Source organism: Sphingomonas sp. (assembly GCF_041661825.1).
Classification (GTDB): domain Bacteria; phylum Pseudomonadota; class Alphaproteobacteria; order Sphingomonadales; family Sphingomonadaceae; genus Sphingomonas.
In genome coordinates this window covers 110917-124709 of record NZ_JBAZTU010000007.1, presented here as the reverse complement: position 1 = coordinate 124709, position 13793 = coordinate 110917, and the positions used below count along the sequence as shown (strand labels likewise).

Annotated in this window: 12 protein-coding genes and 1 tRNA gene; 11 read left to right on the top strand and 2 right to left on the bottom strand. The window is 67.3% G+C overall.

Annotation, left to right across the window (positions count from 1 at the left end; all coding sequences use genetic code 11):
* The first annotated feature begins 113 nt into the window (after positions 1-113).
* The 10 genes from hisD (at position 114) to WC729_RS27910 (ending at position 9484) form a co-directional block, all read left to right on the top strand.
* A complete protein-coding gene (hisD, locus tag WC729_RS27955) occupies positions 114-1424 on the top strand; it encodes a histidinol dehydrogenase (RefSeq protein WP_372857974.1) in 1311 nt (436 codons plus the stop codon).
* Positions 1421-1876 (top strand): transcription antitermination factor NusB, encoded by a 456-nt coding sequence (nusB, locus tag WC729_RS27950; protein WP_372857972.1) that lies wholly within the window; start codon positions 1421-1423, stop codon positions 1874-1876. Before hisD ends, nusB begins: the two co-directional genes overlap by 4 nt.
* A 126-nt stretch (positions 1877-2002) precedes the next feature.
* Complete coding sequence (gene thiL / locus WC729_RS27945) at positions 2003-2902, top strand: thiamine-phosphate kinase (protein WP_372857971.1); 900 nt, start codon at positions 2003-2005, stop codon at positions 2900-2902.
* A gap of 99 nt (positions 2903-3001) precedes the next feature.
* Positions 3002-5137: a sodium-translocating pyrophosphatase gene (locus tag WC729_RS27940; RefSeq protein WP_372857970.1), complete on the top strand. Its 2136-nt coding sequence runs from the start codon at positions 3002-3004 to the stop codon at positions 5135-5137.
* Positions 5138-5337: 200 nt separating this feature from the next.
* Positions 5338-7302, top strand: coding sequence for an alpha/beta hydrolase family protein (locus tag WC729_RS27935; RefSeq protein ID WP_372857968.1), 1965 nt, complete (start codon positions 5338-5340; stop codon positions 7300-7302).
* Positions 7303-7407: 105 nt separating this feature from the next.
* Positions 7408-7626, top strand: a complete 219-nt coding sequence (gene infA / locus WC729_RS27930; protein WP_010162480.1) for a translation initiation factor IF-1 — start codon at positions 7408-7410, stop codon at positions 7624-7626.
* A gap of 11 nt (positions 7627-7637) precedes the next feature.
* Entirely contained in the window at positions 7638-8207 is a 570-nt protein-coding gene (locus WC729_RS27925; protein ID WP_372857966.1) for a nucleoside triphosphate pyrophosphatase, read from the top strand.
* Positions 8200-9168 (top strand): ribonuclease, encoded by a 969-nt coding sequence (locus WC729_RS27920; protein ID WP_372857964.1) that lies wholly within the window; start codon positions 8200-8202, stop codon positions 9166-9168. Before WC729_RS27925 ends, WC729_RS27920 begins: the two co-directional genes overlap by 8 nt.
* Position 9169: 1 nt before the next feature.
* Positions 9170-9367, top strand: a complete 198-nt coding sequence (locus WC729_RS27915) for a DNA gyrase inhibitor YacG (protein WP_372857963.1) — start codon at positions 9170-9172, stop codon at positions 9365-9367.
* 41 nt (positions 9368-9408) lie between these two features.
* Positions 9409-9484: transfer RNA gene (locus WC729_RS27910), tRNA-Phe, on the top strand.
* 7 nt (positions 9485-9491) lie between these two features.
* Here WC729_RS27910 and WC729_RS27905 read toward each other — a convergent pair.
* Entirely contained in the window at positions 9492-11075 is a 1584-nt protein-coding gene (locus tag WC729_RS27905; RefSeq protein ID WP_372857962.1) for a Na+/H+ antiporter, read from the bottom strand.
* A gap of 357 nt (positions 11076-11432) precedes the next feature.
* Here WC729_RS27905 and WC729_RS27900 point away from each other — a divergent pair, with 357 nt between their 5' ends.
* Positions 11433-12116: a FadR/GntR family transcriptional regulator gene (locus tag WC729_RS27900; RefSeq protein ID WP_372857961.1), complete on the top strand. Its 684-nt coding sequence runs from the start codon at positions 11433-11435 to the stop codon at positions 12114-12116.
* Here the strand turns inward: WC729_RS27900 and rtcR are convergent.
* Positions 12113-13705, bottom strand: coding sequence for an RNA repair transcriptional activator RtcR (gene rtcR, locus WC729_RS27895; RefSeq protein ID WP_372857959.1), 1593 nt, complete (start codon positions 13703-13705; stop codon positions 12113-12115). The genes WC729_RS27900 and rtcR overlap by 4 nt on opposite strands.
* Positions 13706-13793 lie beyond the last annotated feature (88 nt).

Below are 13793 nucleotides of genomic sequence, written 5' to 3'. Positions count from 1 at the left end.
TCCCCTCCCCTTCAGGGGAGGGGTCGGGGGTGGGGCCTTCCCGCAATCGTCATCGTTTCGGGTTGGCGGAATCCCCCACCCCAACCCCTCCCCTGAAGGGGAGGGGCTTTTAGATGATCCGTCTCTCCACTTCCGATCCGGGGTTCGAGCGCGACTTCACCGCGCTCGTCAACGCGCGGCGCGAGGCTGATGCCGATGTCGCGCGCGACGTGCGGACCATCGTCGCCAGCGTGCGTGACGAAGGGGATGCTGCGCTTCACGCGTTCACGAAGAAATTCGACCGGCACGATCTCAACGAGACCGGCTGGCGGATCGAGAAAGCCGACTGGCTGGCCGCGCTCGACGGGCTCGAGCCGGAATTGCGCGACGCGATCGAGCTCGCGGCGGAACGGATCGCTGCCTATCACCTGAAGCAGAAGCCCGAAGATAGCGATTCGACCGACTCGGCCGGCGTCCGGCTCGGCGCGCGGTGGAATGCGATTCAGAACGCCGGCATCTATATCCCGGGCGGTCGCGCGGCCTATCCCTCCTCAGTGCTGATGAACGCGATCCCGGCCAAGGTCGCCGGGGTCGAGCGGCTGGTGATGGTGACGCCCACGCCCGACGGCGAGGTCAATCCACTGGTGCTGGCCGCCGCGTACATCGCCGGCGTGGACGAAATCTGGCGCGTCGGCGGGGCGCAGGCGATCGCCGCTTTGGCTTACGGCACCGGCCGGATTGCCGCTGTGGATGTCATCACCGGCCCGGGCAATGCCTGGGTCGCCGAGGCGAAGCGCCAGCTCTACGGTGTGGTCGGCATCGACATGGTTGCCGGACCGAGCGAGATCGTCGTCGTCGCTGACGGGAAGAACGATCCCGACTGGATCGCCGCCGACCTGCTCAGCCAGGCCGAGCACGACCCGACCAGCCAGTCGATCCTGTTCACGGACGATGCCGCGTTCGGCAAGGCCGTCGCCGATGCGGTCGACCTGCAGATCGGCCAGCTTTCCACCGCCAAGGTGACGCGCGAAAGCTGGGATGCGAACGGCGCGATCATCGTCACTGCCGATCTGTTCGAGGCGATCCCGCTGGTCGACCGGCTCGCGCCCGAGCATCTCGAACTTGCCTGCGACGATCCCCAGGCCTTGTTCGACCGGGTTCGCCATGCCGGATCCGTGTTCATGGGCCGCCACACGCCCGAGGCGATCGGCGATTATGTCGCCGGGCCCAACCATGTCCTCCCGACCGGCCGGCGCGCGCGCTTCGCCTCCGGCCTGTCGGTGCTCGACTTCATGAAGCGCACCAGCTTCCTCCAGCTCGATCACGCCGCGCTCGGCGCCATCGGCCCCGCGGCCGTGGCGCTGGCGGAGGCGGAAGGGCTCCCTGCCCATGCGAAATCAGTGGCGCTCCGCCTCGCGGGCGACCAGACGGAATTGAACCTATGAGCCGAACCTCAGCCCGCTCCACGGCCCGCGCCGCCGCCCGGCTTGCCGCGACCCAGGCACTCTATCAGCACGAGATGGAGGGCACGGCGATCGCGCCGCTGCTGCACGAATTCCACCAGCATCGGTTGGGCGCGACGATCGAGGACGCCGAATATGCCGAGGCCGAAGTCGATTTCTTCGACGATATCGTGAAGGGCGCGGTCGCGCGCCAGGCGGAGATCGACGAAGCGATCAAGGGCAAGCTGGCCAAGGGTTGGGCGCTGGAGCGGCTCGACCGGTCGATGCGCGCGATCCTGCGCGCGGGCACGTACGAGCTGATGGCGCGGGCGGATGTGCCGGTGGCGACGGTGATCACGGAATATGTCGATGTGGCGCATGCGTTCTTCGACAAGCGCGAGGCGGGGTTCGTGAACGGGCTGCTGGATGCGATCGCGAAGGATGTTCGCTCTTAATCCTCCCCGGAACGGGGAGGGGGACCGTCCGAAGGACGGTGGAGGGGGCTCGTCCCAAGCGTTTCATCTGAGGAGGCCACCCTCCACCGCTTCGCGGTCCCCCTCCCCGTTCCGGGGAGGAATCGCTTGAACGAAGCCGAATTCCTCGCCGCACTCCGCACCCTGCCGCTTCATCCAGCGGCACGGGGGTTGCTTGACGATACCGCACTGCTCGACGTGGGCGGGCCGCTCGTGCTGACCAGCGACACCATCGTCGAAGGCATTCACTTCCTCCCCTCCGACCCGGCCGAGGACGTTGCCTGGAAGCTCGGCGCAGTGAATCTGTCCGATCTGGCCGCCAAGGGCGCGCTGCCGCTCGGGGTGATGCTCAACTACACGCTCGCTGGCGATTCCGCCTGGGATGCCGGCTTCATCGATGGGCTCAGGCAACTCGACTTCAACCTGATCGGCGGCGACACCGTGTCGCTGCCCTGGGGCGCCCCGCGCGTGCTGACCCTGACCGCGTTCGGCACCGACGCTGCCGCTCCGCCCCGGAGCGGGGCGCAGGCCGGCGATGCGCTCTACGTCACTGGGACGATCGGCGATGCCGGCGCGGGCCTCGCCATCGCGCGCGGCGCGGAAGGACCGGACGAACTGCTCGCCGCCTATCGCCGCCCGATGCCGCGGATCGGCGACGGCCGGGCGCTCGCGCCGCTTGTCCATGCCATGATGGACGTCTCCGACGGGCTGCTGATCGACGGTGCGCGGATGGCCGAGGCAAGCGGGCTGGCGCTCGAAATCGACCTGGCCGCCGTACCGTTGTCGACTGCGTATCGCAGCTTCGCCGGCGACGATCGCGAAGCGCGGATCGCCGCCGCAACGGCGGGAGACGATTATCAGCTGCTGTTCGCAGCGCCCGCCGGCTTCGACCTGCCGGTGCCAGCCACCCAGATCGGCCGCTTCTCCATCGGTTCCGGACTGAGCCTGATGGATGCCGCCGAAGCGGTGGCACTACCGGCACGGCTGGGCTTTCTGCACACTGCCTGAACGGCTTGCGCTCTCGTAGAGCGCCTCTATACCTTCCGCCCAAATGCCGAGGACACAGGCCAAAAGGCCTGGCGCGGTACCATTAGGGGAAGGATATATATGACGATTGTCTATGCGGCCATGATCTGCGGCCTGATCGCCGTACTTTATGGCATCATTACCAGCCGGCAGATTCTCGCGGCCAGTGCCGGCAACGAGAAGATGCAGGATATCGCCGCCGCCATCGCGGAAGGCGCCAAGGCCTATCTCGGCCGGCAATATCGCACCATCGCCATCGTCGGCGTCGTCGTCGCGGTGGTGGTCGGCTATTTCCTCGGCATCACCTCGGCTATCGCCTTCGCGATCGGCGCGATCCTGTCGGGCGTGACCGGTTTCATCGGCATGAACGTGTCGGTGAAGGCGAACGTCCGCACGGCAGAAGCCGCGCGCACCTCGCTGCAGGGCGGCCTGACCATGGCGTTCCGTTCGGGCGCGGTCACCGGCATGCTGGTCGCGGGCCTGGGTCTGCTCTCGATCACCGGGCTGTTCTGGTACCTGATCGCTCAGGCGCATATGGACCTGGCGGTGCAGGCCGATCGCCGTATCGTGGTGGATTCGCTCGTCGCGCTCGCCTTTGGTGCCTCGCTGATCTCGATCTTCGCGCGTCTCGGCGGCGGCATCTTCACCAAGGCAGCCGATGTCGGCGCCGATCTGGTGGGCAAGGTCGAGGCCGGCATTCCCGAGGACGACCCCCGCAACCCCGCCACCATCGCCGATAACGTGGGCGACAATGTCGGCGACTGCGCCGGCATGGCGGCCGATCTGTTCGAGACCTATGTCGTCACCATCGGCGTGACCATGGCCTCGATCGCCCTGCTCCTCCCGAACGCCGACCATCTGTTCCAGCTGATGACCCTGCCGCTGCTCGTCGGCGGCGTCTGCGTCATCACCTCGATCATCGGCACCTACATGGTCCGCCTCGGCGCCAACAACTCGATCATGGGCGCGCTCTACAAGGGCTTCTGGACCACGGTGATCCTTTCGATCCCGGCGATCTACTTCGCGACCCAGTACGTCCTGGGCGACATGAACACCGTTATCGGCGGGGGATCGTTCCTCGACGGCAACACCGAAGTCACCACCGGCTTCACCGGCATGGCGCTGTTCTGGTGCATGATGATCGGCCTCGCGCTTACCGGCGCTCTGGTGTGGATCACCGAATATTATACCGGCACCAATTATCGCCCGGTCCGCTCGATCGCCAAGGCGTCCGAGACCGGCCACGGCACCAACGTCATCCAGGGTCTCGCGGTCAGCCTCGAAAGCCCGGCACTGCCGACGCTGGTGATCTCGGTCGCCGTGATCGCGACCTATCAGCTCGCCGGCGTGATCGGCATCGCGTTCGGCGCGACCGCAATGCTGGCGCTGGCCGGCATGGTCGTGGCGCTCGACGCGTACGGCCCGGTCACGGACAATGCGGGCGGCATCGCCGAGATGGCGGGCCTGCCCGACGATGTCCGCCACCGCACCGACGCGCTCGACGCCGTGGGCAACACCACCAAGGCAGTGACCAAGGGCTATGCGATCGGCTCCGCCGCGCTTGCCGCTTTGGTGCTGTTCGGCGCCTACACGACCGATCTGGGCATCTACTTCCCCGATCTCGCGGTCGATTTCTCGCTGAGCAATCCGTACGTCATCGTCGGCCTGCTGCTCGGCGCGCTGCTGCCGTTCAGCTTCGGTGCGTTCGGCATGACCGCAGTGGGTCGTGCGGCAGGTGCGGTCGTCGAGGACGTCCGCGCCCAGTTCCGCGACAATCCGGGCATCATGGAGGGCACGGTTCGCCCGAACTATGCCCGCACCGTCGATCTCGTCACCAAGGCAGCGATCAAGGAGATGATCATCCCGTCGCTGCTGCCGGTGCTTGCGCCGATCGTGGTGTATTTCATCATCACGGCGGTGGCCGGCCAGGCGAGCGGCTTCGCGGCGCTCGGCGCGCTGCTGCTCGGCGTGATCGTGTCGGGCCTGTTCGTCGCCATCTCGATGACCTCGGGCGGCGGCGCATGGGACAATGCCAAGAAATATATCGAGGACGGCAATCACGGCGGCAAGGGCAGCGAGGCTCACAAGGCCGCGGTGACCGGCGATACCGTCGGCGATCCCTACAAGGACACGGCGGGTCCCGCGGTGAACCCGATGATCAAGATCACCAACATCGTGGCCTTGCTGCTGCTCGCTGCATTGGCGCACGCGGCCTGAAGCCACCCCTTCAGGGGCGGCAGGCTGCCGCCCCTGTCGACAAGACCGCGTCGGGAGCGATCCCGGCGCGGTTTTTGTAAGCGCGCTACATTTTACAAAACTGCTAAACGCTTCATTTCGGCCCTAATATCCGTAACCTGACCGCTTTTCGCCGCCCCCCGGATAGGCTAGGCAGGCGCGGGGAATCAGGGGGCTTGTTCATGCGTTGGATGCTGTTGTGTGCGGGTGCGGCGCTGTTGTTCGCGCCGATGAGCGTCATGGCACAGGACCAGGCGGCAGCACCCGCCCCGGCCCCCACCGCGCCCCAGGCGAAGCTGCCTTCCCCGATCCCGCTCGAACTGTTCGCGCGGCTGCCCTTCATGGAAGGACCCGAGCTGTCGCCCAATGGCAGCAAGATCGCGACGCGCCTCGCCGTCAACGGCATTCAGCGACTGGCGATCATCCCGCTGGACGATTTCAAGAAGACCAAACAGCTCAGCGCGGGCGATGCCGACCTGAACGACTGGACCTGGGTGAATGACGACTGGCTGGTCGCCAAGGTCGGGGCGATCTCAAGCGTTCAGGGCTCCGAATGGTATATCCGCCGGGCCATCGGCATCAGCGCCGATGGCAAGGCGACGCAGATCCTGGGCAAGACCACTGCCGCCCAGAATGCCGACGACCTGTTGTGGATCGCAAGCGACGGATCGCCCAATGTTTTGCTGTCGATGCAGACCTCGATCTATTCCGACGACCTCGGATTCTGGCCCGAGGTGCTGCGATTCGACGTGTCGACCGGCAAGAGCAAGCGCGTGGTGAACCCCGTGACGCAGGTGTTCGACTGGTATGCGGACGGCACCGGCACCGTGCGGATGGGCATCGCCTATGACGACGACCGACGCAGTTCGCGGCTGTTGTACCGGGACAATGCCGATGCCTCCTTCCGGACCGTCGTCAAGGCCCGCGGCAAGGATGCCACGCTTGGCAACGTGCCGGCGATGTTCCTGCCCGAACCCGGCAAGGCAATCGCCTATGACGATCCGGACGGCTTCGACGCAGTCTATGATCTCGACCTCGCCTCGCTGAAGACCGGCAGCAAGCTGTTCGGGGTGGCGGGATATGATATCGACAATCTGATCACCGGCGCCGGCGGCACGAAGATGATCGGCGCCCGCTATATCGACACCCGCCCCCACACCCATTGGTTCGACCCGGTGCTGGCGAAGGTGCAGGCGGATCTCGACAAGGCGGTCGGCACCCGCCAGGCCCTCATCACGTCCTGGAGCCGCGATTTCAGCCTGCTGATCGTCTATGTCGGCGGCGCCGACCGGCCAGGCGCCTATTATCTCTACCGGCCCGACGAAGGCGTGATGCATGTCCTCGCCAAGGTGAACGAGGACCTTGGCAACGACGCGCTCTCTCCCGTCAGGACGATCCGCTACAAGGCGCGCGACGGGCTGGAGATCCAGGCGGTGCTGACCACGCCCAAGGGCGCATCGGCGAAGAACCTGCCGCTGATCCTCATGCCCCATGGCGGCCCGTTCGCGCGCGACGACGAGAGCTGGGACTGGTGGGCCCAGTTCCTCGCCAGCCGCGGCTATGTGGTACTTCAGCCCAACTACCGGGGCTCCTCAGGCTTCGGCAACAGCTTTGCCGAAAAGGGCCGCGGCCAATGGGGCCTGGCCATGCAGGACGACCTGACCGACGCCGTGAAATGGGCGGTGGGCGAGGGCATTGCCGATGCGAAGCGCGTCTGCATCGTCGGCGGCTCCTATGGCGGCTATGCCGCGTTCCGGGCAGCGCAGCGCGACAAGGGCGTCTATCGGTGCGCGGTGTCCTATGCCGGCGTTTCCGACATGTCGGCGATGGTCCGTTACGACGGCAATTTCCTGAACGCGGGGCGGCGCAAGGACTGGCTGCGCGCCCAGGCGCCGGACCTGAAGGCCGTGTCGCCGGTCAACTATGCCGCGGACTTCTCGATCCCGATCCTGATCATGCACGGCAAGGCCGACCGGGTCGTGCCGGTGAAGCAATCGCGCGAGATGGTCGAGAAGCTGAAAGCGGCGGGCAAGCCCTATCGTTATGTCGAGCAGCCCAAGGGCGACCATCATTTCTCGGAAGAGGCGGATCGGGTGCAATGGCTGAAGGAGCTCGAGGCGTTCCTGAAGGAAAACAACCCGGCGTGATGGGCGGGCGCCGGGCTCGGCCGGCGAATCACGCGCGGCTTCCCTTTTGAGCGCTTTGGCGCTAAGGCGCCCGCTCACGATTTCCCAACATCGCTAGAGGTTTGTTTGGCCAAGGAAGAATTGCTCGAAATGCGCGGCCAGGTGGTGGAGCTTCTGCCCAACGCCATGTTCCGCGTAAAACTCGAAAACGACCATGAAATTCTCGGCCACACCGCCGGCAAGATGCGCAAGAACCGCATCCGCGTGCTGGTGGGCGACGAGGTTCTTGTCGAGCTGACCCCGTACGACCTGACCAAGGGTCGCATCACCTACCGCTTCAAATAAGCCGCGGGCCAGTGCGGCTCGTTCTTGCCTCAACCTCCCCGCGCCGGCGCGACCTTCTCGCGCGGCTCGGTGTCGAGCCGGCGCGCGTCGCCGACCCCGATATCGACGAGACCCCGCTGCCCGGCGAGGCGCCGCGCAACCATGCGCTGCGCCTGGCCGAGGCGAAGGCGCGCGCGGTCGAGCGGGGCGAGGGCGAGATCGTGCTGGCGGGCGATACGGTGATCGCGCTGGGCCGCCGCGTACTGGGCAAGGCCGAGGACGAGGCCGAGCTGCGTCGCATGCTCGGGCTGCTTTCCGGCCGCCGCCATCATTGCCTGACCGCGGTGTGCGTGATCGATACCGCGGGCAAGGCGCGCACCCGCCTCTCCGACACGATCGTCGCATTCAAGCCGCTGACCAGTGCCGAGGTCGACGCCTATGTCGCGAGCGGCGAAGGGCTGGGCAAGGCGGGCGGCTATGCCATCCAGGGCCGGGCCGAGGCGTTCGTGCGCTTCCTCTCCGGCAGCCATTCCGGCGTGATCGGCCTGCCCCTGTTCGAGACCCGCGCGCTGCTGATCGCGGCGGGCATGCCCCTTGGCTGAGTGTGCCCCCATCGAATGGTTGTTCGAGGCCGGGATCGGCGAGGCGCGCGCCGCGCTGGTCGAGGACGGCGCGATCGTCGAGGCACGGATCGAGCTGGATGACGGCGCGCTGCGGGTCGGCGCGGTGCTGGCGGCGCGGCTGGTCGAAATCACCGTCAAGGGCCGCGAGGGGCGCGTGACGGTCGCGGGCGGCGAGGCGATCCTTTCTCCCTTGCCGGCGGGCATCACCCAGGGTGCGGCGCTTACGGTCGAGATCGTGCGTGAGGCGATCCCCGAAGCGGGCCGCGCGAAGCTCGCCAAAGCCATGCCGGCCGAACCAGGCACGCATCCTGCCCCCGCCCCCGACCTGCTCGCCCGGATCACCGCCTCCGGGCTTCCGATCCGCACTTTGCGTGCGCATGAGCCGGACGCGCTCGAGGCCGCGGGCTGGTCCGAGGTGCTGGAAGAGGCACTGACCGGCGAGATCGCCTTTCCCGGCGGCGCGCTGCGGCTGTCGCCGACGCCGGCGATGACCCTGTTCGATGTCGACGGCTATCCGCCGCTGGAAGCGCTGGCGGTCAATGCGGCGCAGGCGGTGGGCGCGGCGATCCTGCGGCACGATATCGGCGGCTCGATCGGCATCGACTTCCCGACGATCGAGGGCAAGGCGGCGCGGCAGGCAGTGGCGGCAGCGATCGATGCGGCGCTGCCCTTGCCGTTCGAGCGCACCGCGATGAACGGATTCGGCTTCCTGCAGATCGTGCGCCGCCGCGCCCGCGTGTCGCTGCCCGAGCTGCTCCGCGCCGACCGGGCGGGCGCGGAGGCGCGCGCGCTGCTCCGCGCGATCGAGCGTATCCCGCCACCGGGCACACGGCACCACAGGATCCGCCCGGGCGTTCTGGCCTGGCTGACGGCGCGGCCTGCGCTCCTCGCCGAACTGGCGCGGCGGACCGGCATGACCCATGATTTCGAGGCGATCTGATATGGCGAAGACCGACAAATGCCCGATCTGCGGCAAGCCCGTATCCCCGGAGCATACGCCGTTCTGCAGCCGCGGCTGCCGCGACCGCGATCTGCTGCAATGGCTCGGCGAGGGGTATCGGCTTCCCGCGGGGCCTGCCGATCCGGAAGATCCATCCGCTGCAACGCCCGGGCTGGACAGCGCCAACGACGCCGATTAAGAGGCCCGCTCTTTCCGGCGCCCGTCAGGCGCGCCGGCGATGCCCGGGTAGCTCAGTTGGTAGAGCATGCGATTGAAAATCGCAGTGTCGGCGGTTCGATCCCGTCCCCGGGCACCACTTCTCCTTAGCCGTCGCGCTGCAGGATGATGCCCAGTTCCTCGACGTCGAGATCGCGCTCGAGATTGTGCAGGACCTCGTCCTCGATCAGCCCCGCGCGGTGGATGCGGATCAGCTCGGCGCGCCCGGCGGCGAGGCCGATCAGCACGACGTCGAAATGCGTCCTGATACCCGCCATGAACGAATCCGCGTCCGCCGCGTAGCGCTGGATGATCTCGAGGCGCTTGCGATATTCCTCGAGCAGCTTCGGATGGAGCAAGGTTCCGTCCGGCGCATAGGCGTGCGCCTCCACCGCCTCAGTCCTGGCGCGGGCGATGGCCGCTTCCGAGGCGGCCATGCTCATTTTCGCGGGCGGATCCTCGTCGACCGGGCTGACCCATCGGATCAGCCAGCCCAGACTCGCGCCCTGGATGACCACGGTGGCGAAGATCACCGCGAAGGCAGTGACGAGCATCAGGTCCCTGCCCGGCATCGATTCGGGCAAGGTGAGCGCCACCGCCAGCGTCACGACACCGCGCATCCCCGCCCAGCCCAGCACCGTCGCCTGCCGCATGCCGAGCGGGCGGGCGCGCTTCCACCCAAGCCCGCGCAGCGCGGCGAGCAACCCGTCGCTGCCGAAGATCCAGACGAAGCGCGCCACCGTGACCACGAGCACCACGCCGAGCACGGGGATCGCCATCGTCGTCGAGACGGCCGCGATCCCGCCGACCCGGTCCAGCACGCCGCGCAACGTGAAGCCGACCAGGATGAAAACCAGCGCTTCGAGGACAAACACCAATGTCTGCCAGAAGGCGCCGCCGCGCAGGCGGACCTGTGCCGGCAGGAGGATATGCTGATACCAGCCAAGCACCAGGCCGGCGACGACCGTCGCGATCACGCCGGACACATGCGCCGCCTCACCCGCGATATAGGCGACCCAGCACATGAGCGTGTTGGCCAGGATGATCAGCGTCTGATCGTTCAGGCGCCGGACGGCGAGCATCCAGACCCCCGATACCAGGAGGCCGGCAACGACACCGCCAAGCGCGAGGACGAGGAAGCTCGATATCGCGGCCCCGGCGCTGAACACCCCGCTCAGTGTCGCCGCGACGGCGAAACGGAAAAGGACCAGGCCAGTCGCGTCATTGAGCAGGCTTTCCCCCTCCAGCAAGGCCGACAGCCGTCGGGGAAGCGTCACGCCCTGCAGCACGGCGCGGGCCGATACCGCATCCGGCGGGGACACGATCGCCCCGAGCGCGAAGCAGGCTGCCCATGGCAGGCTGGGGACGAGCCAGTGGACGACAAGGCCGACCACCAGCGTGGTGAACATGACCGCGCCGACCGCGAGCGACAGGATGCCCGGAAGGTGCTGCCGAAAACGGCCGAGCGCAGTGTAATAGGCGCCGTCCATCAGCAGGGGCGGGAGGAACAGCACCAGCGCCAGCTCGGGATCGAGCGTCACCGGGGGCAGCCCCGGCACAAAGGCAAGAAGGCCCCCGCCCACGAGCAGCGCGGTGGCCGGCGGGAGGCCGATGCGCTGCGCCGCCCAGTGCAGCGCGACGACCACGGCGAGCAGAGTCAGGATGAGCTCGAATGTCTCGACAGGATGCATCGGCTCTCCCGCAAATCGTCGGACCGATGTGCCGACATGGCAGTCCCGATCCGGTTTCGCACTGTGCCATTGCGCAAGGGCGGGAGCAAAGCCTGAAGCGCCCTGTCGCACGGGTGCCGCCTGCCCGTACTTCGATCCGCCCGGACAGTGGGCGAACCCATGGGATCATCCTTCACCCCGGCATCGACGGCGCGGCGATCAGCGGATAACGTTCCCTTTGTCAGGCGATCGCGGGGCAACCGCGGCGCCGGCGCGCGATGACACCGCCGATGCGAAAGGGAGCGATTGGCAGGAGTAAACATTCCGGACCGTCCGGGCGAACCGGACCATGGCGGACGCAATCTCACCAGCAGGATAGTGCACGACCTCGGCCGCGCCATCGTGACCGAGCAGTTCTCGCGAGGATCGCCCTTCCCGGTCGAAGCCGAGCTTTGCCAGCGATTCGGCGCGAGCCGGCCGGTGGTACGCGAGGCCGTGAAGATGCTGACCGCCAAGGGCTTGCTCGTCGCCCGGCAACGCAAGGGCACCCTGGTCCGGCCCGAGGCGCAGTGGAACCTGCTCGACCCCGATATCCTGAAATGGATGCTCGAGCGCGATTTCTCGATCGACCTGCTGATCGACTTCACCGAGATCCGCATCGCGATCGAGCCGCGCGCCGCGGCCCGCGCCGCCGAGGGCGCGACCGGGCCGCAGCGGCGTGCGATCGTCCACGCGATCGAACGGATGTTCGCGGCCGAGCGCGGCGAGGAGGATTCGCTCGCGGCGGACATCGCCTTTCACACCGCCGTGCTGGAGGCGAGCAACAACCGCTTCATGCGCCAGTTCGCCGATCTGTCGGAGACGGCGCTCCGCTTCAGCATCCGCCAGACCAACGCGTACAAGGGCGTGACGCGGGCGAGCGCGATGGAGCACAAGGTGATCGCCGACGCGATTGTCGAGGGCGATCCCGGGCGCGCGGCGCGGCAGATGCGCAGCCTGATCCAGGCCGCGCTCGACCTGTTGCTCGAGGCGGCGGGGCACCGGCCGTTTCCGGAGGTCTAACTGCCCACCTGCCCCCATTCGAGCCCGAAGCGCGCGAGATATTTGCGCAGGCGGTCCGCATCGTTGGACGAGGTCCGCCGCGTCCGCGAGGCGGCGAACAGGGCGCGGCCGGCCTCGGACAGCGAGCGGCTGCGGCGGCAGGTCGCGATGACATGCGCCAGTTGCACCCGGTCGAACGGGTCGAGTTCGGCCAGCGCCGCATCGTCTAGCAGGCGGTCGAGCCCGTCATCGCCCTCCGCGCTCTCAGAGGCCCAGAGCCGCGTCAGCCGGGCGATCTCGCTTTCCACGCAATCACCGTCGATCCGGCCCTTGGGCGAGAAGGTCGCCATGCGCGTGACGCTCGCCGCGAGGTCGCGGAAATTGCCGGCCCAGATCGCGTCCGGCCCGGTCGCGAAGGTCAGATAGCGGTCCCGCGCTTCCTTGTTGAAGGTCACGCGGGTGCCCTCGCGTTCGGCGAAGCGGTCGAGTTCGTAATCGAGATTGGGTTCGATATCCTCGCGGCGCTCGGCGAGGCCGGGGAGCGCGAAGGTCCAGAGGTTGAGGCGCGCATAGAGATCGTCGCGGAACCGCCCTTCCGCCACGGCGCGGCCGAGATCGCGGTTGGTGCCGGCGATCAGCTGGAAATCGGAGGAGGATTCCTTGTCCGCACCGACGGGCAGGAATCTTTTGTCCTCGATCGCGCGCAGGATCATCGCCTGCTCGTCCAGGCCGAGCTCGCCGATCTCGTCGAGGAACAGCATGCCGGTATCGGCGGTGCGCAGCAGGCCGGGGCGGTCGGCGGCGGCACCAGTGAAGGCGCCCTTGCGGTGCCCGAACAGCGCCGACATCGCGCTGTCGCCCTTCAGGGTCGCGCAGTTCACCTCGACGAACGGGCCCTGCACCTGGTGCTTGAGCTTCTTCAGCTCGTAGATGCGCCGGGCGAGCTGGCTCTTGCCGGCGCCGGTCGGGCCGATCAGCAGCACCGGCGCGCGGCTGCGCACCGCGACCTGCTCGATCTCGTCGATCAGGTGGTTGAAGGCCGTGTTCTTCGTGTCGATGCCGGATTTCAGGAAGGACGTGCTCTCGGCACTCGCCTCGGCGAAGCGGGTGGCGATGCTGTCATAGCGGGAGAGATCGAGGTCGATGATGTTCCAGGTGCCGGGCGCGCCGGTGGGCATGCCGCGCACCGGCTGAGTCTGGAGCAGGCGGCCGGGGATATAGTGCGCCTCGGTCAGCAGGAAGAGACAGATCTGCGCGACATGCGTGCCGGTGGTGATGTGGACGAGATAGTCTTCCGCATCGGGATCGAAAGGATAGCCGCGCATGAAATCGAGCAGCTTGCCGTAGACCTCCTCGAAATCCCACGGATCGTTCAAATCGAGCACGCGCTTGTCGACGGTGGTTTCGGGCGAGACGCTGGCGATGTCCTCGGCGATATAGTCGGCGAGGCGCGTGTGGGCGCTGCCGTGGAGCATCACGAAGCGATCGACGCGCAGATCCTCGTGCATGGTCAGCCCGACCGAAGGCCGCCACTTGCTCCAGCGCGACGGGCCGAATTTGCTCGCGTCCAGCGTCGAGCCGAGGAATCCGAGGACGGTGAGCGGTTTCATCACGATACGGTAGGATAAACTCTTATCCATGTCGATATCATTTGCGCGAGCGCCCTACGGGCGCCGCGCATCGCGCAACCACATATGC

Excerpts from the sequence above, each read along its gene's own strand:
- hisD (WP_372857974.1), top strand. The coding sequence starts at position 114 with ATGATCCGTCTCTCCACTTCCGATCCGGGGTTCGAGCGCGACTTCACC.
- nusB (WP_372857972.1), top strand. The coding sequence starts at position 1,421 with ATGAGCCGAACCTCAGCCCGCTCCACGGCCCGCGCCGCCGCCCGGCTT.
- WC729_RS27940 (WP_372857970.1), top strand. The coding sequence starts at position 3,002 with ATGACGATTGTCTATGCGGCCATGATCTGCGGCCTGATCGCCGTACTT.
- WC729_RS27935 (WP_372857968.1), top strand. The coding sequence starts at position 5,338 with ATGCGTTGGATGCTGTTGTGTGCGGGTGCGGCGCTGTTGTTCGCGCCG.
- WC729_RS27915 (WP_372857963.1), top strand. The coding sequence starts at position 9,170 with ATGGCGAAGACCGACAAATGCCCGATCTGCGGCAAGCCCGTATCCCCG.
- WC729_RS27905 (WP_372857962.1), bottom strand. The coding sequence starts at position 11,075 with ATGCATCCTGTCGAGACATTCGAGCTCATCCTGACTCTGCTCGCCGTG.
- rtcR (WP_372857959.1), bottom strand. The coding sequence starts at position 13,705 with ATGAAACCGCTCACCGTCCTCGGATTCCTCGGCTCGACGCTGGACGCG.